This is a genomic window from Sphingobium sp. B2 (assembly GCF_007693735.1).
Classification (GTDB): domain Bacteria; phylum Pseudomonadota; class Alphaproteobacteria; order Sphingomonadales; family Sphingomonadaceae; genus Sphingobium; species Sphingobium xenophagum.
Genome location: NZ_VDBZ01000001.1, coordinates 1,453,738 through 1,472,541 on the forward strand (window position 1 = coordinate 1,453,738; position 18,804 = coordinate 1,472,541).

At 64.4% G+C, this 18,804-nt stretch carries 15 protein-coding genes; 5 read left to right on the forward strand and 10 right to left on the reverse strand.

Features of this window, described 5'->3' with window-relative positions:
• Positions 1-22 precede the first annotated feature (22 nt).
• From FE851_RS07110 to FE851_RS07140, 7 genes are read right to left on the reverse strand one after another with little or no spacing between them, the layout of a single operon-like run.
• Positions 23-1,228 carry a class I SAM-dependent RNA methyltransferase gene (locus FE851_RS07110; RefSeq protein ID WP_145201038.1) on the reverse strand — a complete coding sequence of 402 codons (1,206 nt, stop codon included), beginning with the start codon at positions 1,226-1,228 and terminating at the stop codon, positions 23-25.
• The gene (locus FE851_RS07115) at positions 1,225-2,610 is read right to left on the reverse strand and encodes an NAD(P)H-hydrate dehydratase (protein WP_145201041.1); all 1,386 of its coding nucleotides are present in this window, start codon (positions 2,608-2,610) and stop codon (positions 1,225-1,227) included. The genes FE851_RS07110 and FE851_RS07115 overlap by 4 nt, the downstream gene beginning before the upstream one ends.
• Positions 2,607-2,978 (reverse strand): hypothetical protein, encoded by a 372-nt coding sequence (locus FE851_RS07120; protein WP_145201043.1) that lies wholly within the window; start codon positions 2,976-2,978, stop codon positions 2,607-2,609. Before FE851_RS07120 ends, FE851_RS07115 begins: the two co-directional genes overlap by 4 nt.
• Complete coding sequence (locus tag FE851_RS07125) at positions 2,975-3,691, reverse strand: N-formylglutamate amidohydrolase (protein WP_145201046.1); 717 nt, start codon at positions 3,689-3,691, stop codon at positions 2,975-2,977. Before FE851_RS07125 ends, FE851_RS07120 begins: the two co-directional genes overlap by 4 nt.
• Positions 3,688-4,563, reverse strand: coding sequence for a 4-(cytidine 5'-diphospho)-2-C-methyl-D-erythritol kinase (locus FE851_RS07130; RefSeq protein ID WP_145201049.1), 876 nt, complete (start codon positions 4,561-4,563; stop codon positions 3,688-3,690). The genes FE851_RS07125 and FE851_RS07130 overlap by 4 nt, the downstream gene beginning before the upstream one ends.
• Entirely contained in the window at positions 4,550-6,169 is a 1,620-nt protein-coding gene (locus tag FE851_RS07135) for a tetratricopeptide repeat protein (protein ID WP_145201051.1), read from the reverse strand. The genes FE851_RS07130 and FE851_RS07135 overlap by 14 nt, the downstream gene beginning before the upstream one ends.
• A 19-nt stretch (positions 6,170-6,188) precedes the next feature.
• Positions 6,189-7,841, reverse strand: a complete 1,653-nt coding sequence (locus tag FE851_RS07140) for an electron transfer flavoprotein-ubiquinone oxidoreductase (RefSeq protein WP_145201054.1) — start codon at positions 7,839-7,841, stop codon at positions 6,189-6,191.
• A gap of 129 nt (positions 7,842-7,970) precedes the next feature.
• Here FE851_RS07140 and FE851_RS07145 point away from each other — a divergent pair, with 129 nt between their 5' ends.
• The 5 genes from FE851_RS07145 to FE851_RS07165 all read left to right on the forward strand — a co-directional run bounded on the left by FE851_RS07145 (position 7,971) and on the right by FE851_RS07165 (position 12,875).
• Positions 7,971-8,702, forward strand: coding sequence for a uracil-DNA glycosylase family protein (locus FE851_RS07145; protein WP_409994477.1), 732 nt, complete (start codon positions 7,971-7,973; stop codon positions 8,700-8,702).
• Complete coding sequence (locus tag FE851_RS07150; RefSeq protein ID WP_145201060.1) at positions 8,699-10,492, forward strand: lytic transglycosylase domain-containing protein; 1,794 nt, start codon at positions 8,699-8,701, stop codon at positions 10,490-10,492. Before FE851_RS07145 ends, FE851_RS07150 begins: the two co-directional genes overlap by 4 nt.
• A complete protein-coding gene (gene moaB, locus FE851_RS07155) occupies positions 10,492-11,019 on the forward strand; it encodes a molybdenum cofactor biosynthesis protein B (protein WP_017184471.1) in 528 nt (175 codons plus the stop codon). The genes FE851_RS07150 and moaB overlap by 1 nt, the downstream gene beginning before the upstream one ends.
• Positions 11,020-11,100: 81 nt before the next feature.
• Entirely contained in the window at positions 11,101-11,814 is a 714-nt protein-coding gene (locus tag FE851_RS27250) for a hypothetical protein (RefSeq protein ID WP_409994478.1), read from the forward strand.
• Positions 11,808-12,875: a PA0069 family radical SAM protein gene (locus FE851_RS07165; protein ID WP_145201063.1), complete on the forward strand. Its 1,068-nt coding sequence runs from the start codon at positions 11,808-11,810 to the stop codon at positions 12,873-12,875. Before FE851_RS27250 ends, FE851_RS07165 begins: the two co-directional genes overlap by 7 nt.
• 3 nt (positions 12,876-12,878) lie before the next feature.
• Here the strand turns inward: FE851_RS07165 and dnaE are convergent, their stop codons facing one another.
• The 3 genes from dnaE to FE851_RS07180 all read right to left on the reverse strand — a co-directional run bounded on the left by dnaE (position 12,879) and on the right by FE851_RS07180 (position 18,402).
• On the reverse strand, positions 12,879-16,412 hold the full coding sequence (gene dnaE, locus FE851_RS07170; protein WP_145201067.1) for a DNA polymerase III subunit alpha: 3,534 nt from the start codon (positions 16,410-16,412) through the stop codon (positions 12,879-12,881).
• 75 nt (positions 16,413-16,487) lie between these two features.
• Positions 16,488-17,159, reverse strand: a complete 672-nt coding sequence (locus FE851_RS07175; protein WP_017184474.1) for an ABC transporter ATP-binding protein — start codon at positions 17,157-17,159, stop codon at positions 16,488-16,490.
• The gene (locus FE851_RS07180; RefSeq protein WP_017184475.1) at positions 17,152-18,402 is read right to left on the reverse strand and encodes a lipoprotein-releasing ABC transporter permease subunit; all 1,251 of its coding nucleotides are present in this window, start codon (positions 18,400-18,402) and stop codon (positions 17,152-17,154) included. The genes FE851_RS07175 and FE851_RS07180 overlap by 8 nt, the downstream gene beginning before the upstream one ends.
• Positions 18,403-18,804: the final 402 nt, after the last annotated feature.

The following is an 18,804-nucleotide window of genomic DNA, read 5'->3' on the forward strand; positions in this document are numbered from 1 at the left end:
CCCTTGCGGCGAGGGACAATTTTTATCGGCGGAAGATGCCCACCATCTCGACATGGGTGGACCAGCGGAACTGGCCGACCGGGCGGACCTGATCCAGCCGGTATCCGCCCCCCACCAGATGCACGGCATCGCGCGCAAAACTCGCCGGATTGCAGGACACATAGGCGATTACCGGCACGCTGGACGCGGCCAGTTGCATGACCTGCTCCCGCGCGCCCGCGCGTGGCGGGTCGATGACCACGGCGGCAAAGCGGTTCAGTTCTTCTGGCGTCAATGGCCGGCGGAACAGGTCGCGATGGTCCGCCACCATCCGCCGCTGCGCCCTTTGCCCCGCCAGTTTCAGCGCCAGCACGACATCGCGCGCGCCCTCCGCCGCATAGACCGGGCGCGCAGCCCCCAGCGCCAGCGCGAAGGTGCCAAGGCCGCAAAACAGGTCCGCCACCGCGCCCGTGTCCGGCATGGCCTCACGCACCGCGCCCACCAGCGCCGCTTCGCCATCGGGCGTCGCTTGCAGGAAGGAAAAGGGCGGAAACGCCACCGGCACGCCACCGAATGTCACCGTGGCCGCTTCGGGTTCCCAGCGGGTTTGCGGGCCATCGCCTTCATCGATCGTCAGGCGCGCCAGGCCCAGCGTCCGCGCAAAATCGCCCAGCCCCTCGTCCGCCGCCAGCCCTTCGACCTTCACCCCTTCCAGCAACAGGTCGACGCCCTGGTCGATCAGCGACATGCGGACATGCGCCGCCCGCTTGTCGGGCAGGATCAGCCGCAACAGTTCGCGCAGCGGCGCCAGCAGCGCAAACAGGCGCGGGTCCAGCACCGCGCACATGCTCAGGTCGATGAGCTTATGGCTACCGGATTCGGCAAAACCGATCGTCACCGTCTTGCCCGCCCGCACCGCGCGCAGCGAGGCACGCCGCCGCGTCATCGGTGGCGAAAGATGCGGCGGCAGCACCGTTTGCGCGACAATGCCCTGCCCCGCCAGCGCGCCAACCACACGCCCGGTCACAAAGTCCGCCAGGCTCGCCTCGTCGACATGCTGCAATTCGCAGCCGCCACAGGTCGGGAAATGGACGCAGGGTGGTTCCACATGATGCGGCCCGGCGATGGTCGTGCCATCGGTCAGCAGCCGGTCGCCCGGTGCCGTCAGCGCGGCGTGGCGTCCATCGGCGGTGATGCCATCGCCCTTGGCAGCGATGCGGATGATGATGTCTGGATCAGTGTCGGTCACAATCGCGCGGCGATAGCCGCTGGCAGCGCTGCAAGCAAATCATCGGCGATAAAAGCCGCGCCCGCCCGCCGCGCAGCGTCGCCATGCAGCCACACCGCCTCGCCCGCCGCACGAAAAGCATCGCGCGTCACCGCCAACCGCCCGGCGACCAGCCCCGCCAGAACGTCGCCCGTCCCGGCGGTGGACAGCCAGTGCGACGAACCCGACGCCACCGCAACGCGCCCGTCCGGGGCCGCGATCACGCTGTCCGCGCCCTTATATATCACGATCGCGCCGCTCCGCTCCGCCGCCGCCCGCGCCCGGTCGATCTTGCTGCCCGGCAGATTGCCGAACAACCGCGCGAATTCGCCCTCATGCGGGGTCAGGATCGCGCCATCGGGTATCTGCTCGACGTCGATCAGCGTCAGCGCGTCGGCGTCCAGCACCAGCGGATGGCCATGGGTCAACACTGCCTCCAGCCGCGCCCGCGCCATGGCGTCGCGCCCCAGGCCCGGCCCGACCAGCACGGCCGCCAGCCGCGCATCATCCAGCGAATCATGGAGCGCATCCACAGTCTGCGCATCCTGCGTGACGATGGCGTCGGCTCCGTGGCGCAGGCCATCGGCTGCCAGCCGTCGCACCATGCCCGCGCCGGATCGCGCGGCTGCCTGCGCCGCCAGAATGCTAGCGCCGGCCATCGTCCCGCCGACGACGGCCACCAGACCGCGCCGATATTTATGATCGTCCGGGCCAGGCGCTGCCAGGCGTGGCGGCATCAGTTGATGCGCCAAGTCCGACGCCGGAATGCCGATGTCGGCGCAGATCAGCCGTCGGACATGCCCCGCCGCCGGATAGAGCAGGTGAGCGGGCTTCAATGCCCCCAGCGCTATGCAGATGCTGAAATGCGGCACGGCGGAAAGCAGCGCGCCGCTGTCGCTATCGACGCCGCTGGGCAGGTCGATCGCATAGCTGTGACTGGCCGACGCGCTCAGGTCGCACAGCCGCGCTGCCACGGCCGGATCAAGCCCGCGCGACAGCCCGGTGCCGAACAGCGCGTCGACCAGTTGCGTGGCCGGGGCAGCGGTCGCGAGTTGCTCGACCGGCCCATCCCATCCCGCCTGCGCCCGGCGACTGGATGGCGTGCCGCTTTCCCCCAGCACGGCGACCCGTACCGCAACGCCCCGCGCGCGCAGCAGCCGGGCGATGACGAAGCCGTCGCCGCCATTATTGCCCGGCCCGCACAGGACCAGCGTGTCGCGCAGTCCGCCCGCGCGCCAGATAATCGCCGCCGCCGCCGCGCCAGCCTCTTCCATCAAGCCATAATCATCGACGCCAGCATCGAACAAAGCCTGTTCCGCGCTGTGCATCTGCTCTGCGGTCAGGATCGGCGTTCCGGCGTTCACGGCGCCGATCCGGCGACCTTCACCGGCAGGCGATAGCGGTCGCCGCCGATACGGATTTCGACCAGTCCGGTATCGACGATCTGCAACCGCGCCATCTCCGCGCCATCCGCCGCTTCCAGCCCGCGACCGTCCGCCAACACGCGGAAGCGGCGGAAACCGCCATCGGGATGACGGATCGTCAATATCTCGCCTGTCCGTTCGATCTGGCAATCGCGTGCCCAGCCAGCGTCCGCGCCGATCGCACAATCGGCCTTGCCGTCATCGACCGGCGTAGCCGTCGCCTGCTGTGGCCCTGCCTCATTGCCCGGCTTGCCTGGCTCCCCGCCACAGGCCACCAGCAACAGGCATCCGGCGATCAAAATCCTCATGTCAGTGCGCTCCTGCACGCCAGCACCACCGGGCCGATCAAATCGGCAAAACGCCGCTGCCCCGCCGCGTCACGCACCATATCCTGCCGCATCTCGATCCCCAGATAGGGAATGTCATTGGCCTCCGCATGGCGGTTCATCGTCGCGTTCAATTGCTGGCCCGAATAGGGCAACTGGTCGCCAACGATCAGCCCGGCCGCCTCCAGCATGGGGATTGCGATCCGCGCTGCGCGATCGTCCGCATTATATAATATGCCAATCTCCCACGGGCGCTTCTGTCCCGGATCGCTGGCCAGATGGGGCGTGAAGCTGTGCAGCGACAGGATGAACGGCGCGGTCATCCCCTCCAGCAGCCGTTCGACCTGATGATGATAGGGATGGTGGAACCGCATCATGCGCTGGGCCAGATCCGCGTCGCGATTGCCGGGGATGGCATGGCCGTCGCTCATCACCGGCAACAGGCCCGGCGCGTCCGGTTCGCGATTAAGGTCGATCACCAGCCGCGACGCTCCGCCCAATATCGCGGTGCAGCCCAGTTGCGCCACCAGCAGCGCGCTGACCTCCGCCACGCCGATGTCGATCGCGATATGATTGTCCAGCAACGCCGGATCGATGCCCAGGTCGATGTCATCGGGCACCCGCGCCGACGCATGATCGGCGATGATCAGAACGTCCAGCCCGCCGCCGTCAATCTGCGTGAATGCCTCGCTCATGCCGTTCTGATCCGCGTTTCCATGATCCACCAGTCGCGGTGCGCGGCCTGCACCGCCATGGCCGCGTCGGCCATCGCCGCATCGCTGTCGAACAGCGCAAAGCAGGTCGCGCCAGACCCGGACATGCGTGCCAGCACCAGCCCGTCATGCCCCTCCAGCGCGCCGAGCAATTGCGCAATCACAGGCGCGGCGGCAATCGCCGGCGCCTCCAGGTCATTGCGCCCCTGCGCCACCAATGTTTCCAGGCTCGTGGCATCCAGCGGTCCGCGATCCACCCGGTCCCAACCGCTGAACACCTGCGCCGTCGATACGCCGACCCCCGGATTGACCAGCAGCATCGCCATGCCGTCCAGCCCCTCAACGGGGTGCGGCCGCAGCCGTTCGCCGCGTCCTGTCACCATCTGCGTCACGCTGGCGACGCAGGCGGGCACGTCCGATCCCAGATCGAGCGCCAGCCCTGCCAGTTCCTCAGCCTCAATACGCACGTCCCACAATCGCGCCAGCAGACGCAGCGTTGCCGCCGCATCCGCCGAACCGCCGCCAATGCCCGACGCCACCGGCAAAATCTTGGTCAGGCGGATCGCCGCGCCGCGCTGATCCCCCAGATAGGCCTGCAACGCGCGCGCCGCCTTGATGACCAGATTGTCCGGCCCCGCCTCCAGCGCGCCGCCAAATGGTCCATCGATGATCAGGTCGATCGCCCCGTCATCGCTCGCCACGGCGCTCAGCCGGTCGCCATGTTCGGCAAAGGCGAACAGGCTTTCCAGCGCATGATAGCCATCGTCCTGCCGCGCCCGCACATGCAGCGCGACATTCACCTTGGCATAGGCGGTCTCGATCATCAGGCCCGCGTCCAGATCAGGGTGCGGCATATTCTGGCTTCAATCCCTGCTCCACCTTGGCCGCGATCCGCTCCGCGCCGTCCCCTTGCGCAAAGAGGGAGGCCGCCGACCAGGCATAGCGCGCCTCATACCGCCGTCCCGCACTCCACAGCGCATCGCCCAGATGCTCGTTGATCGTCGCATCCGCCGGCGCGCCCGCCGCCGCCCGCTCCAGCACCGGAACCGCGCCAGCAACATCGCCCGTCACATAACGCGCCCAGCCGAGAGAATCGGCAATAGAGGCATCCTGCGGCTTCAGCGCGCTCGCCTTCTTGATAAGGTCCAGTGCCTCCGCGACATTCTGCCGCCGCTCGATCTGCGCATAGCCCAGATAATTGAGCACCACAGGTTCGTTGGGGGCCAGCGCCATGGCCCGCTCCAGCACGACGCGCGCTTCATCCCAGCGTTCGCCCTGTTCCAGCGCGCTCCCTTCGAACAGCAACAGCGCCCAGGGCACTTGCCCGTCACCATAGTCTGCCTGCGCTGCTCGGAACGCCGCTGCCGCACCGTCAAAATCATTCATGTCGGCCAACAACCGACCCAACCGAACCTGCCGTTCGCTGCCCGCGCCCGGTTCCGCGGCCAGCGATCGCGCCAGTCCCAGCGCCGCCTGCCTGTCGCCCGCCGCTGCCAGCGCATCGACCAGTTCTGCCTGACCCAGCGCGCCATACCAGCCATCGACCGGGATCTTGCGCGCCTCCGCCACGCCGCCCTGCGCCAGCCCGCCCGCGCTCAACAGGCGCGCGGCGACCAGCTGCACCTCCGTCCCGCCCGGATCGGCAAAGGTCGCGATCCGCGCCAGCCGGACGCTCAGCGCCATGCCGCTATTGTCCGACGCGATGTCGGATGCCAGCCGCGACAGCAAACGCGCATAACCCTGAACCGGCGTGACCGCCGCCGCCTTCACCTTGCCGCGCGTCAGATCGGCCCGCGCGCGCGCGAACGTCGCCTCGCCCGCCGGGACCAGCATCAGCGCCTCCGCCTTCGCCCCGCGCGCCGCCAGTTGCGCCGCCAACGTCAGGCGCAACGCCGTGCTTTCGCCGCCACGCAGCGCAATCGCACGCCTGATCGCGGGCACCGCTGCCGCTACATCGCCGCGATCCAGCGCCTGCAAGGCCACATGTTCATCGATATAACGCTGCGCCAGCGCCGCAAAACGGTCCTGACCCGCGACGACCGGCGCGACATAATGGCCCTCGCCCAGCGTGATCCAGCTGGTGATGATGGGGGCAAGGAAGGAGAAATTGCCTTCCTCCGCCATCCGCGCCGTCAGCGTCCGCGCGCCTGCCCAGTCCTTGCGCCCTAGCGCCTCGCCGATCAGCAGCAGCGTGCCATCACGCGGCAACGCGCCCTGCGCCTCCAGCAACGCGGCGGACCGCAGCGCCAGCGCCCGGTCGCCGCTCTCCAGCGCCTGGACATAGGACCGGCGCGCCACATCCACGCTGTCCGGGTCGAGCGTCAGGGCCGTGCGGTAATTGTCCACCGCCAGCGCCATCGCCCCATCCCCGTCCGCCAGCCGCGCGCGCGCATAGGCGTGCAGCGCAGCTTGCGGATCAACCGAGGCTCCGGCGGGTGCAGCCACCGGAATCGTCAGCATCAGGAACGGGATCAGGCGCTTACATATTGGGATAGTTTGGTCCTCCACCACCTTCGGGGACGACCCAGTTGATGTTCTGGGTCGGGTCTTTGATGTCGCACGTCTTGCAATGCACGCAATTCTGCGCGTTGATCTGGAACCGGGGATTGCCCTCTTCCTGGCCAACCACTTCATATACGCCTGCGGGACAATAACGCTGCGCCGGCTCGTCATAAAGGGGCAGATTGTAGCTGATGGGGATCGCAGGGTCCTTCAGCTGCAAATGAACCGGCTGGTCCTCTTCATGATTGGTGTTGCTCAGGAACACCGAAGACAGGCGATCGAAGCTGATCACGCCGTCGGGCTTGGGATAGTCGATCTTGGCGCAGGCGTCCTTGGGCCAGATTTTCTCATTGTCCGGCTTATGCTTCATCGTGAAGGGCAGGCCGATCTTGAGCGTCCGCATCCACATGTCGATGCCCGCCAGCATCGTGCCGATCGTGCCGCCAAATTTGCTCAGCAGCGGCTCGGCATTCTTGACCAGCTTCAGCTCGTCCGCGATCCAGCTGGAGCGCAGCACATCCTCATAGTCGGTCAGAACGTCGCTGCCGCGCTGGCTCTGCACTGCGGCAAAGGCCGCCTCGGCCGCCAGCATGCCCGATTTCATCGCTGTGTGCGTGCCCTTGATGCGTGGCACGTTCACAAAGCCCGCCGAACAACCGATCAGCGCACCGCCGGGGAATACCAGCTTGGGGACCGACTGCCAGCCGCCTTCGTTGATCGCCCGCGCGCCATAGGAAACGCGCCGTCCGCCTTCCAGATATTTGCGGATTTCCGGGTGCTGCTTCCAGCGCTGGAACTCCTCGAACGGGTAGAGGTGCGGGTTGCGGTAGCCCAGCCCGACCACGAAGCCCAACGCCACCTGGCCATTGGCCTGATGATAGAGGAAGCCACCGCCATAAGCGTCGGTCAGTGGCCAGCCCTGCGAATGGATCACCAGGCCCGGCTGATGCATGGCGGGATCAATATCCCACAATTCCTTCATGCCGATGCCATAGACCTGCGGCTCGCATTCCGCGTCCAGCGCGAATTGCCGCTTCAATATCTTGGTCAGGTGCCCGCGCGCGCCTTCGGCAAAGAAGGTATATTTCGCGTGCAGTTCCAGACCGGGCTGATAGTCGCCCTTATGATTGCCTTCCCGGTCAACACCCATGTCGCCTGTGGCCACGCCCTTTACGCTGCCATCCTCATGGTAGAGGATCTCGGCCGCGGCAAAGCCGGGGAAAATCTCGACGCCCAGACCTTCGGCCTGCTCCGCCAGCCAGCGGCACAGATTGCCCAACGACCCGGTATAGGTGCCCTTGTTGTGCATCCACCCCGGCGTCATGATGTGCGGCATCGCCATCTTGCCGGTCTTGGTCAGGAACCAGTGCTGATTGTCGGTGACCGGCGTTTCAGCAAGCGAACAGCCCATCTCGCGCCATTGCGGCAGCAATTCGTCCAGCGCCCTGGGGTCGATTACCGCGCCCGACAGGATATGGGCGCCGATTTCCGACCCCTTTTCCAGCACGCATACGCCCAGTTCCTGCCCCGCGTCATTGGCCAGTTGCTTCAGCCGGATCGCGGCTGACAGCCCCGCCGGTCCCCCACCGACGATGACCACATCATAGGGCATCGATTCCCGTTCGCTCATAAACCCTCCATTGAGCCACCGGCGGGCTGCACCCCGTCCATCCGGTCGCCTTATTACTCCAACACTTTACCACCCAAGGCGATGAAGAATCTTGACCCCCTCGTCAACCTCTGGCCCAAGATGTTCTTGATGCGGGGTTTATTGCAGGATGAAGCGGCGGCAGCTAACGCCTATATGGCGTGGTGGACGCTCGCGGGCGTGGATGGCGCAGTCGGCGAATCGCCGGTTAACTGGCTGCGTCCCGTCACCGCGCCCGATGCGAAGGGCGCGATTCGCGCGGTTCCTGCGTCTGCGCCTCTTGAACAGAAACCCCAAAGCCTCGATTCGTTCCGTGATTGGCTGGCAAATGATCCGGCCCAGCCCGAACGACGCTGGCCCGGCGCGCCCATTTTGCCGACGGGGGGCGAAGCCGCCCCGCTGATGGTCGTGACCGACCTGCCCGATCCGGCGGACATGGCGGCGGGTCAGTTGCTGGCCGATCGCGCGGGCATGTTGTTCGACGCGATGCTGCGCGCGATCGGGCTGGACCGCTCCACCATCCATCTCGCCTCGCTCTTCACCGCCCGCCCGCCCGGCGGCATGGTGGAGGCGGCCGATCTTGCCGCCGTGGCCGACCGGATGCGCGCCCATGTCGCCCTCGCCCGCCCCCGCCGCCTGCTGTTGCTGGGCGATCGGACGATCCGTGCGCTGCTTCCGACGGATGCCGCCGCGGCCCCGGATGGTTTACGCGACTTTAACCATGAAGGCGGCATTGTGCCTGCCATCGCCACATTTCATCCCCGCCTGCTGCTGACCCAGCCTGCGGCGAAAGCGCAATGTTGGCGCGCCCTGCAAAGCCTGATCGAGGAAGTTCACCCGTGATTCGTGCCGCGACCCAAATATCCAGCCTTGCCCTGATCGCGCTGGGCCTCGCTGCAACGCTGCCCGCCCGCGCCGAAACTGCCCAGATCTCGCCCGCGATCGCCGTCACGCCCGCCTCCCCGCTCCAGATTGGCGATGGCGCCAAAGCCAGCTACCGCGCCATCTTTACAGCGTTGCAGGCGCAGCAGTGGAACGAAGCCCGGACGCTGATCAACGCGCTCGATGCGCAGGACGCCGTCCGCCCGCTCGCCCTGTCCGAACTCTATCTGGCGAAGGGATCGCCACGGGTCGAACTGTTCGACCTGCTGGACCTTATCAACAAGGCGGCCTGGCTGCCCAAGGCCGAACAGCTTTCCCGCCTCGCCGAAAAGCGCGGCGCAACCATCCTGCCCACCCTGCCACAGGTGCAGAAAATGGTGTGGCTGGGTTCCGCGCCCCGCCGCGAATATGTGGTGTCGACCAAGACGGACGCGCTGGCGGTTGCGCTTTCCGGCCAGATACAGTCCTTCATCAAGGTCGACGATCCGGCCGGTGCCGAAGCGCTGCTGACCACCGGCGAAGCGGGTCTGACGCCGGAAGGGCTGACGGAAGTGCGCCAGCGCGTCGCCTGGGCCTATTATATCGAAAATGACGATGCCAATGCCCGCCGCATGGCCGCCCGCGCGCTCGAAACCCGCACCGGGGGCGACTGGACGGTGCAGGCGCACTGGACCGCCGGCCTTGCCGCATGGCGTCAGAATGATTGCCGCGCCGCTGCCCCGGCCTTTGCCAATGTCGCGGCCTTCGCGACCAATGACGATATGCGCGCGGCCGGTGCCTATTGGGCGTCGCGCGCCTATATGGTCTGCGGCGAAGCGGAAAAGGTCGCGAACTATCTGAAACTCGCCGCCCGGTCGGATGAAACCTTCTACGGCCTGCTGGCGCGCGAATCATTGGGGATGCCGCTGGGCGCCCCGCCGGTCGCAACTCGCATCGGTCAGGCCGAATGGCTGGCGCTGAAGGACAGCCCCAACGCCCGCGCGGCCATTGCGCTCGCCGCGATCGGCGACACCGCCCGCGCCGATGAATTGCTGCGCTTTCAGGCAAAGATTGGCGGCACTGGCCAATATGATGCGCTGCTCCGCCTCGCCAACGCGCTCAATCTGCCCGCGACCCAATTGTGGCTCGCCCATAATGGCCCGGCGGGCAAGCAACCGGCCAGCTTTGCCCGTTTCCCCGCGCCCGACTGGCGCCCCGATGGCGGCTGGCGCGTCGATCCCTCGCTGATCTACGCGCACACATTGCAGGAATCGGGCTTCCGGTCCGACGTCGTCAGCAGCGCTGGCGCGCGCGGTCTCATGCAGGTACGCCCCGGCACGGGCAGCGACATGGGCCTTTCTTCCGCCGCGCAACTGTTCGTCCCGTCGACCAACATGGAATTTGGCCAGCGCTATCTGGAAGCGTTGCGCGACATGAGCGCGACGGGCGGACTGCTGCCCAAGGTGATGGCCGCCTATAATGCCGGGCCGCTGCCGGTGGAACGCTGGAACTCGCAGGTCAATGACAAGGGCGATCCACTGCTGTTCATGGAATCGCTGCCCTATTATGAAACCCGCGCCTATGTGAACATCGTCATGCGCAACTATTGGATGTACCAGATTCAGGCCAAGGGTACCGCCGATTGCCTGACCGGGATGGCGCAGGGCATGTGGCCGACCTTCCCCAATGCCAAGGGCGTGAAACTTGTTCGCCTGAGCCATGCCGATGGCCGCACCCGTCCGGCCGCGTCGATGGGTGGCGGGTCCGACTGATGCCGATTGACGAAAGCCGGGACTTCATCCCCGTCCGCATCGCCGTGTTGACCATATCCGACACCCGCAGCGCGGCGGACGACCGCTCCGGCGACACGCTGGTCGAACGGCTGGAAGGCGCGGGGCATGTCTTGGCCGCCCGCTATATCGAGCGGGACGATAAGTCCGCCATTGTCGCCAGACTTCACGCCTGGATCGATGATCCCGACATAGACGTCATCCTGACCACCGGCGGCACCGGCGTCACCGGGCGCGATGTCACGCCCGAAGCACTGGCCCAGGTACAGGACAAGGAAATTCCGGGCTTTGGCGAACTGTTCCGCTGGCTCAGTTACCAGACGATCGGCACCTCCACGATCCAGTCCCGCGCCACCGCCTGCGTCGCGCGCGGCACCTATATTTTCGCGCTCCCCGGTTCGACCGGCGCGGTGCGCGATGCATGGGACGGGATATTGGTAACCCAACTCGACAGCCGCTTTCGCCCCTGCAACTTTGTCGAACTGATGCCCCGCCTGACCGAGCGCTGACCCGGACTTGCCATATGGTATATGGGCTGACTTTACGAACTTCCGATTGACATTTTGTTCCTTTTATGTTCTCGTTCGGTCATGGGAATGGAGAAAGGAAGAGGCGCAGCATTCAACACGCAAAGTGCGCGTTTTTCCCTGCCCCAACGTGAAACCGATGGCGACTGGCTCGATGCGGTGGAGGATATAGACGGGCCCTTCACCCGGACCCGAACGCAGGTCACGATCGAACATCCCCGCACGATCATCACCCGCAACAAATCGCCCGATATTGGCTTTGACCAGTCGATCAATGCCTATCGCGGATGTGACCAGCACGACACTGTTACGTGCCATTCGGAAGCGGCGTTAACGCTTTCTGACGCTGACGAGTTTTTCGATCAGAACCGTCCGCGTGCCATCGCCAAGGTATCGCTTTGCTCGCTGCTGAGCACTTACCCGACCATAGAGCCGGACACTAAATTCGCCCCACACCGGTTCAGCCTTTTTCCAGTTGGCCACTCGCCTAGCTTGCGCGTCAAGCTGCTCACAGCTTTTGCCAAGACATTCGATGGAGGCTCCATCCTCGATGGTAACGAACCTGCCGTTTTCGGTCCGGCAACGATCGAACCGGCTGTTCTCGAAGTTGGAGAACCAATCGCAGATCATCAGCTGGCTCGGTCCGTAAGCCACGTTCTTATAAGTTATGTTGGCTCCGGTGTGAGGAGCGGCGGTTGCAATGAGAAGTGCGAGGATCGGCGACATGTTGACAGCTTATCGGAGCCGCCAAGCGACGCAATGGTGTTGGCATGGTAAAGTCCACTGGCCGAGGTGCCACCGAAAACGCAGCGAGTAGACGCTTCAATCTGCCCGAGCGCGAAGTCGATGGCGAATGGCTAGATCAACAGCAATGCGTAGACGGGCTACAGCCGAAGCCGCACACAACTGTCGGCATCCTGAAATCAAAGACGATTATCACGCGAAATCAATCGCCTGATGTCCCATTTACCCAATCCATTAACGGATTTGTCGGCTGCGAGCATGGCTGCATCTATTGCTTCGCGCGCCCGACCCACGCCTATCATGACCTGTCGCCGGGACTGGATTTTGAAACCCGGCTATTCGCCAAGCCGGACGCGGCAGACTTGCTCCGCGCCGAACTGTCGAAGAAAAATTACACCGTCATGCCCATCGCTTTGGGCACCAATACCGATCCCTATCAACCGATCGAAAAGGATTGGCGGATCACTCGATCGATCCTGGAATTACTGGCGGAATGCCGCCACCCCATATTCATCACGACCAAGTCCGACCGCATCCTGCGCGATATCGATCTGCTCGCCGCCATGGCGCGCGACAGGCTCGTGTCGGTCGCCATATCGGTGACGACGCTCGACCCGGCGGTCGCCCGCACGCTCGAACCGCGCGCCCCCCATCCGCTGCGCCGGGTGGAGGCAATCCGGCAACTGGCGGAGGCCGGCGTGCCGGTGTATGCCAGCCTATCGCCGATCATCCCGGCTATCACCGATCATGAGATAGAGACGATCGTCGCCCGCGTCGCCGCAGCGGGCGCGCGCGAAGTCACCTATATTCCCGTTCGCCTGCCCCATGAAGTCGCGCCTTTGTTCCGCGCCTGGCTCGACGCCCATTATCCCGATCGCGCGACGCGGGTCATGACGATCATTCGCGAATTGCGGGGCGGGCGGGACAATGACCCCAATTTCGGCAGCCGAATGCGGGGGCAAGGCGTATGGGCCGATCTCATCCGCACCCGCTTCGTCAAGGCCCGCAAGCGCGCCGGGCTGGGGACCGAACGTCTGACCCTGCGCACCGATCTGTTCCGCCCGCCCGAAGGCGCGCAGATGCGGCTGCTGTGATGCTCAGCCGACCAGTCGCATTCCCGCCCGCCGGTTGCGGGTCCGGTAGCCGTCCTGGGTCGGCTCCATCCGCTCGAAGCGGTGGATCGTCAGATTGGGGATCACCGACATGGCGTCGACCTGATCCGCACCCAGCAGAAAATCATCGCCCAGAAACAGGCGCACCGCCTGCCCGTTCCCGGCCGATGTTCGCAGGAACAATTCGCTCCGCCCACCCCGGCTCTGCGCCATCAGCGCCGCCAGAGCCTCGACCGCTACCGGATCGGTCGTATCCACCACCAGTTCCATGCGCGACGCGCTGGCGATCAGCTTGAATGGCTCGATCTTGCGCACTGTCACGCGCGGCGTTTCCTCACCCGGCAAACGATCCAGCTCGACATATAGCAGCGCGCAATCGCCATCGCGCGCCAGTTCCTCGATCGCCTTGCAGGCATCCTCCTCGAAACAGCTGGCCTGAAACTGGCCACTACTGTCAGAGAAGGTCGCATTGGCATAACGCGCCCCCCGCTTGGTCTCGCGCCAGCGCACATCCTCGACCATCGCCGCCATGACGCCTGTAGCGCGCGCCTCCCCCGCCAATGGCTCGGCGCAGATTGCGCCATAGCTTTTGGCACCGCGGGCATCGGCCAGATGGCGGAAACGATCGACAGGATGGGCGGAAAAATAAAAGCCGAACGCCTCCTTCTCCTGCGCCATGCGATCAGCCACCGACCAGGCCTGATGCGGCGGGATGCGAACATCGGCATGGGGCGTTTCGACATCGCCGAACAGCCCGCCCTGCCCGCTTTCACGCGCCTGCGCCGCGCTCGACGCGACGCTCAATATCGTTTCCGCCGCCGCATGGACGCCAGCCCGGTCGGCATGAATCGCGTCAAATGCCCCCGCCGCCGCCAGGCTTTCCAACTGCCGCCGGTTGAGCAATCGCGGTTCGATCCGATCGGCAATATCGTCCAGGCTCTTGAACGGACCGCCAGCGTCGCGTTCCGCAACCAGCTGGTCCATCGCCTTCTCGCCCACACCCTTCAGGCCACCCAGCGCATAGCGCACGGCATAGCCCAGCCGGGGATCATCGCCCTCATACGCGATCGGCTCGACCGAAAAGTCCGCCTGACTGCGGTTAATGTCAGGCGGCAGACAGGTCAGCCCAATGCGCCGCATATCGTCCACGAATATGGTCAGCTTGTCGGTCAGATGAATATCGAACGCCATCGACCCGGCATAAAATTCCGCCGGATAATGCGCCTTCAGCCACGCCGTCTGATAGGCAAGCAAGGCATAGGCGGCAGCGTGCGACTTGTTGAAGCCATAGCCCGCGAATTTGTCGATCAAATCGAACAGTTCGTTCGCCTTGGCCGGCTTGATGTCGCTGGCGGCGCAGCCCTCGACGAAGCGCGAACGCTGCGCGTCCATCTCCGCCTTCACCTTCTTGCCCATCGCGCGACGCAGCAAGTCTGCGTCGCCCAGACTGTAACCGGCCAATATCTGCGCGGCCTGCATCACCTGTTCCTGATAGACGAAGATGCCATAGGTCTCTTCGAGGATCGGTTTCAGCAAGATATGGGGATATTCAATCTCCTCCTGCCCGTTCTTGCGGCGCCCGAACATGGGTATATTGTCCATCGGACCGGGCCGATAGAGCGACACGAGCGCGATGATGTCACCGAAATTGGTCGGACGCACGGCGGCCAGCGTCTTGCGCATTCCTTCCGATTCCAGCTGGAACACGCCCACCGTGTCGCCGCGCTGGAGCAGATCATAAACGGCGCTGTCATCCCAGCTGAGCGTATCAAGCTCCACCGTAACGCCGCGTGCCGCCAGCAACTGCACCGCCTTTTGCAGCACCGACAGGGTCTTGAGGCCCAGAAAGTCGAACTTCACAAGGCCGGCCCCCTCGACATATTTCATGTCGAACTGGGTGACTGGCATGTCGGATCGTGGATCACGGTAGAGCGGCACCAACTGCTGCAACGGCCGGTCGCCGATCACCACGCCCGCGGCATGGGTGGAGCTATGGCGCGGAAAGCCCTCCAGCTTCATCGCATAGTCGATCAGCCGTTTGACCTGGCCATCATTGTCATATTCCGCGCGAAACTCCGCCACGCCGTTGAGCGAACGTTCCAGCGTCCAGGGGTCTGTCGGATGGTTGGGCACCAGCTTGGCAAGCCGGTCGACCTGACCATAGCTCATCTGAAGCACGCGCCCGGTATCCTTGAGGACCGCGCGGGCCTTGAGCTTTCCGAAGGTGATGATCTGCGCGACATGATCGACGCCATATTTCTGCTGGACGTAGCGGATGACTTCACCGCGCCGCGTTTCGCAGAAATCGATGTCGAAGTCGGGCATCGACACACGTTCTGGGTTCAGGAAGCGTTCGAACAGCAGGCCAAGTTGCAGTGGATCAAGATCGGTGATCAGCAGCGCCCAGGCAACGACCGACCCTGCGCCCGAACCACGTCCCGGCCCCACCGGAATGTCATGATCCTTGGCCCATTTGATAAAGTCGGCAACGATCAGGAAATAGCCGGGGAATCCCATCTGGATGATGATGTCGGTTTCGAACTTCAGCCGGTCGAGATAGGGCTGGCGTGCGGCATCGTCGATGATGCCGAGCTTCGCAAGCCGGGCGTCAAGGCCAGCACTGGCCAGATCGCGCAGCATCCGCGCCTCGCCCTCGATATCACCGGCCAGGCTGGGCAGGATCGGCTTGCGCTTGGGCGCGGCGACGGCGCAGCGCTGGGCGATGACCAGCGTGTTGGCCAGCGCCTCAGGCAGATCGTCGAACAGGCGGCGCATTTCAGCGGCCGGCTTCATCCAGGCGTCGGGCGAACTGGTCCGCCGGTCGGGCATGTCGACATAGGCGCTGTCGGCGATGCAGAGCATGACGTCGTGCGCGGCATGGAAATGCGGTTCGGTAAAGCAGGTCGGGTTGGTTGCTACCAGCGGCAGGTTGCGGTCATAGGCCAGATCCAGCAGGTCAGGCTCCGCCTTTCCCTCTATGGGATCCAGCCGACGACAGATTTCGATATAGAGACGGTCGGGAAAGAGTGTTTCCAGCCGCTCCGCATAGGCAAGCGCGGCTTCGGGCTGATCCTCTGCGAACAGGCGGGCCAGTGCGCCTTCGCCGCCCGCGGTCAGCGCGATCAGGCCGTCCGTCCGCCCCTCCAGCGCGTTCAGGTCGACATGCGGCACTTCCTCCAGCGGCCGGTCGAGATGCGCCATGGAGACCAGCGCGCACAGATTGTCATAGCCCGTCTCATCCTGCGCATAGAGCGCCAGCCAATCATGGACCGGCGACGCATTAGCGGGACGACCCGGCCGCAACACGCCCAGCATCGCGCCGATCAGCGGCTGGACGCCCTCGCTCTTGCATGCGTCGGAAAAGGCCATGGAGCCATAAAGGCCGTTGCGATCCGTGATGGCGGCGGCGGGGAAGCCGAGCGCCCGCGCCTGCTTGGCGATCTTCTTGGGATCGATCGCCCCTTCCAGCATGGTGTAGGAGGAGAATATGCGAAGCGGAACGAAAGCGGCGTGGGGCATAGGGCACTCTATCCAGAAGGCCAGCTTGGTGACCAGCCCTGCGGAAGAAAAGTCTGTGGGTAAGATTGGGCTGCCTTACTGCAAGACCCCTTCGTGCAGCCGGACAACGCGATCCATCCGGGCGGCAAGCCGTTCATTATGGGTCGCGACCAAAGCTGCCGATCCCTCCTCACGCACCAGTCGCAGAAATTCAGCCAAGACGATGTCGGCGGTCCGCTCATCCAGATTGCCAGTCGGTTCGTCGGCCAGCACCAGCGCAGGCCGGTTGGCGAGCGCACGGGCGACGGCGACGCGCTGTTGCTCGCCGCCTGACAATTGGCTGGGTCGGTGGTCCAGCCGATGGCCAAGGCCCAGCGACGTCAGCAAGGATTCCGCGCGCGTGCGTGCGGCCTCCATCTCGGTATCGCGGATGACCTGGGGCAGGATGACATTTTCGGTCGCGTTGAAATCGGGCAACAGATGGTGGAACTGATAAACGAAGCCCAATGCGTCGCGGCGCAACCGGGTGCGGCCGTCATTATCGAGCTTCGCTGCTTCTTCGCCATCAATGCGGATCGACCCGTCAAAGCCGCCCTCCAGCAGGCCAACCGCCTGGAGCAGGGTGGATTTGCCGGAGCCCGATGGCCCCAGCAGCGCGACAATCTCACCCGGCCCTACTGTGAGGTCGACACCGCGCAGGACATGGATCGTCTCTCCACCCTGGGTAAAGCTGCGTGTTAGCCCTACGACTTTCAAAATGTCATTCATAGCGGAGAACCTGTACAGGATCGGTATTGGCGGCCTTAAAGGCCGGATAGAGCGTCGCGAGGAAGCTGAACAGCAAGGCCATGATACAGATCGTGGCGATCTCCACCGGATCGGCTTGCGAGGGCAATTCGGTCAGGAAGCGGATCGAGGGATCCCAGAGATTTTGTCCTGTCACGAACTGGATCGCGTTGACGACATTCTGGCGGAAGAAAAGGAAGGTAAAGCCAAGGATCAGCCCCGCCACCATGCCCAGCGTGCCGATGGTGACGCCCACCGTCATGAATATGCGCACCAACCCGGCCCGGCTCGCCCCCATTGTGCGCAAAATCGCGATGTCGCGCGTCTTGGCGCGCACCAGCATGATCAGCGAGGACAAGATATTGAACACTGCGACCAGCACGATGATCGACAGCACGACGAACATCGCCACCCGCTCGACGGCCAGCGCCTCGAACAGCGATGCGTTCATCTGCCGCCAGTCGGTGATGACGGCGCGGCCTGCAACCTTACCTGCCAGCGGTTCCAATATCTGGCCGACCTTGTCGGGATTGACCGTTTCAACCTCGATCATGCCAACGACATCGCCCAGCAGGAGCAAGGTCTGCGCATCCTCCATCGGCATGACGATGAAGGCCTTGTCATAATCATAGATGCCGACCTCGAAAATGGCGGCGACCTGATAGGCGACCTGCCGCGGCACCGTGCCGAACGGGGTGGAGCGGCCCGCCGGGTTGATCACGGTCAGACTGTCGCCCAGCTGAATCCCCATATTTTCGGCCAGGCGCGATCCGATGCCGATCTTGCCGCTATTGGGCGTCAGGCTGTCCAGGCTGCCAGCGATCACCTTGCCCTTCAGCGTCTTGTTGGCGCGGATGTCGGCCACGGTCATGCCCCGCACCAACACGGCTTCCGCCCGTCCGTTGAAGGTAGCCAGCAAGGGCTGTTCGATCATCGGCGTCGCGCTGGTGACGCCCGGTGTCGCCTTGGCTTCTGCCAGAACGGCTCGCCAGTCAGGCAGGCGGCCGCCATAGCCTTGCACCACGGCATGACCGTTGAGGCCGACAATCTTGTCGAACAGTTCGGCGCGAAAGCCGTTCATGACGCTCATGACGATGATGAGCGCAGCGACACCAAGCATGACGGCGACCAGGCTGATCCCGGCGACGAGGAAGATGAAGCCCTCCCCCTTCCCCGGCAACAGGTAGCGTTTGGCGATCATGCGTTCGTAACGGGATAGAATCATGTGGCGCGGGCGGCCTTTGCGAAGGAACAGGCTGATCGTCTAGGCATAGCATGGCACAACGGCAAGCATTGCCAGATTGTTGCATCACAGCCACAGGCATAGGCGCAAAATCACACGCAGCCGATTTTGCCCGTGACTCCGCCCCTCAGCAGTCATAGCAAGATAGTCGAAGCACAGGTAAAAGGCCGTGGTTCAGGGATACTGCATCCCGCTTTGAGCTTAGGGGGCTGAGAAGCGGTCGAGGCAGACCAAGGGGGAGACGAGCAATCGTCCATTAAGCGCCCGGATCGTGAAACCGCGATCCGGGCGCTTTTTTGTCTGCGCCAATTGTTGTTCCCTGACGATAGGACAAACTGTCCAACCCCGCACGCGCTGGCGCTCGAAACGCTGGCTGCAACATCC

Bases quoted from the DNA above. Each gene is read 5' to 3' on its own strand.
- FE851_RS07135 (WP_145201051.1), bottom strand. From the start codon at position 6,169: ATGCTGACGATTCCGGTGGCTGCACCCGCCGGAGCCTCGGTTGATCCG.
- FE851_RS07140 (WP_145201054.1), bottom strand. From the start codon at position 7,841: ATGAGCGAACGGGAATCGATGCCCTATGATGTGGTCATCGTCGGTGGG.
- FE851_RS07165 (WP_145201063.1), top strand. From the start codon at position 11,808: ATGGTAAAGTCCACTGGCCGAGGTGCCACCGAAAACGCAGCGAGTAGA.
- FE851_RS07125 (WP_145201046.1), bottom strand. From the start codon at position 3,691: ATGAGCGAGGCATTCACGCAGATTGACGGCGGCGGGCTGGACGTTCTG.
- FE851_RS07130 (WP_145201049.1), bottom strand. From the start codon at position 4,563: ATGCCGCACCCTGATCTGGACGCGGGCCTGATGATCGAGACCGCCTAT.
- FE851_RS07120 (WP_145201043.1), bottom strand. From the start codon at position 2,978: ATGAGGATTTTGATCGCCGGATGCCTGTTGCTGGTGGCCTGTGGCGGG.
- FE851_RS07175 (WP_017184474.1), bottom strand. From the start codon at position 17,159: ATGAATGACATTTTGAAAGTCGTAGGGCTAACACGCAGCTTTACCCAG.
- FE851_RS27250 (WP_409994478.1), top strand. From the start codon at position 11,101: ATGGGAATGGAGAAAGGAAGAGGCGCAGCATTCAACACGCAAAGTGCG.
- FE851_RS07180 (WP_017184475.1), bottom strand. From the start codon at position 18,402: ATGATTCTATCCCGTTACGAACGCATGATCGCCAAACGCTACCTGTTG.
- FE851_RS07145 (WP_409994477.1), top strand. From the start codon at position 7,971: ATGCGGGGTTTATTGCAGGATGAAGCGGCGGCAGCTAACGCCTATATG.
- dnaE (WP_145201067.1), bottom strand. From the start codon at position 16,412: ATGCCCCACGCCGCTTTCGTTCCGCTTCGCATATTCTCCTCCTACACC.
- moaB (WP_017184471.1), top strand. From the start codon at position 10,492: ATGCCGATTGACGAAAGCCGGGACTTCATCCCCGTCCGCATCGCCGTG.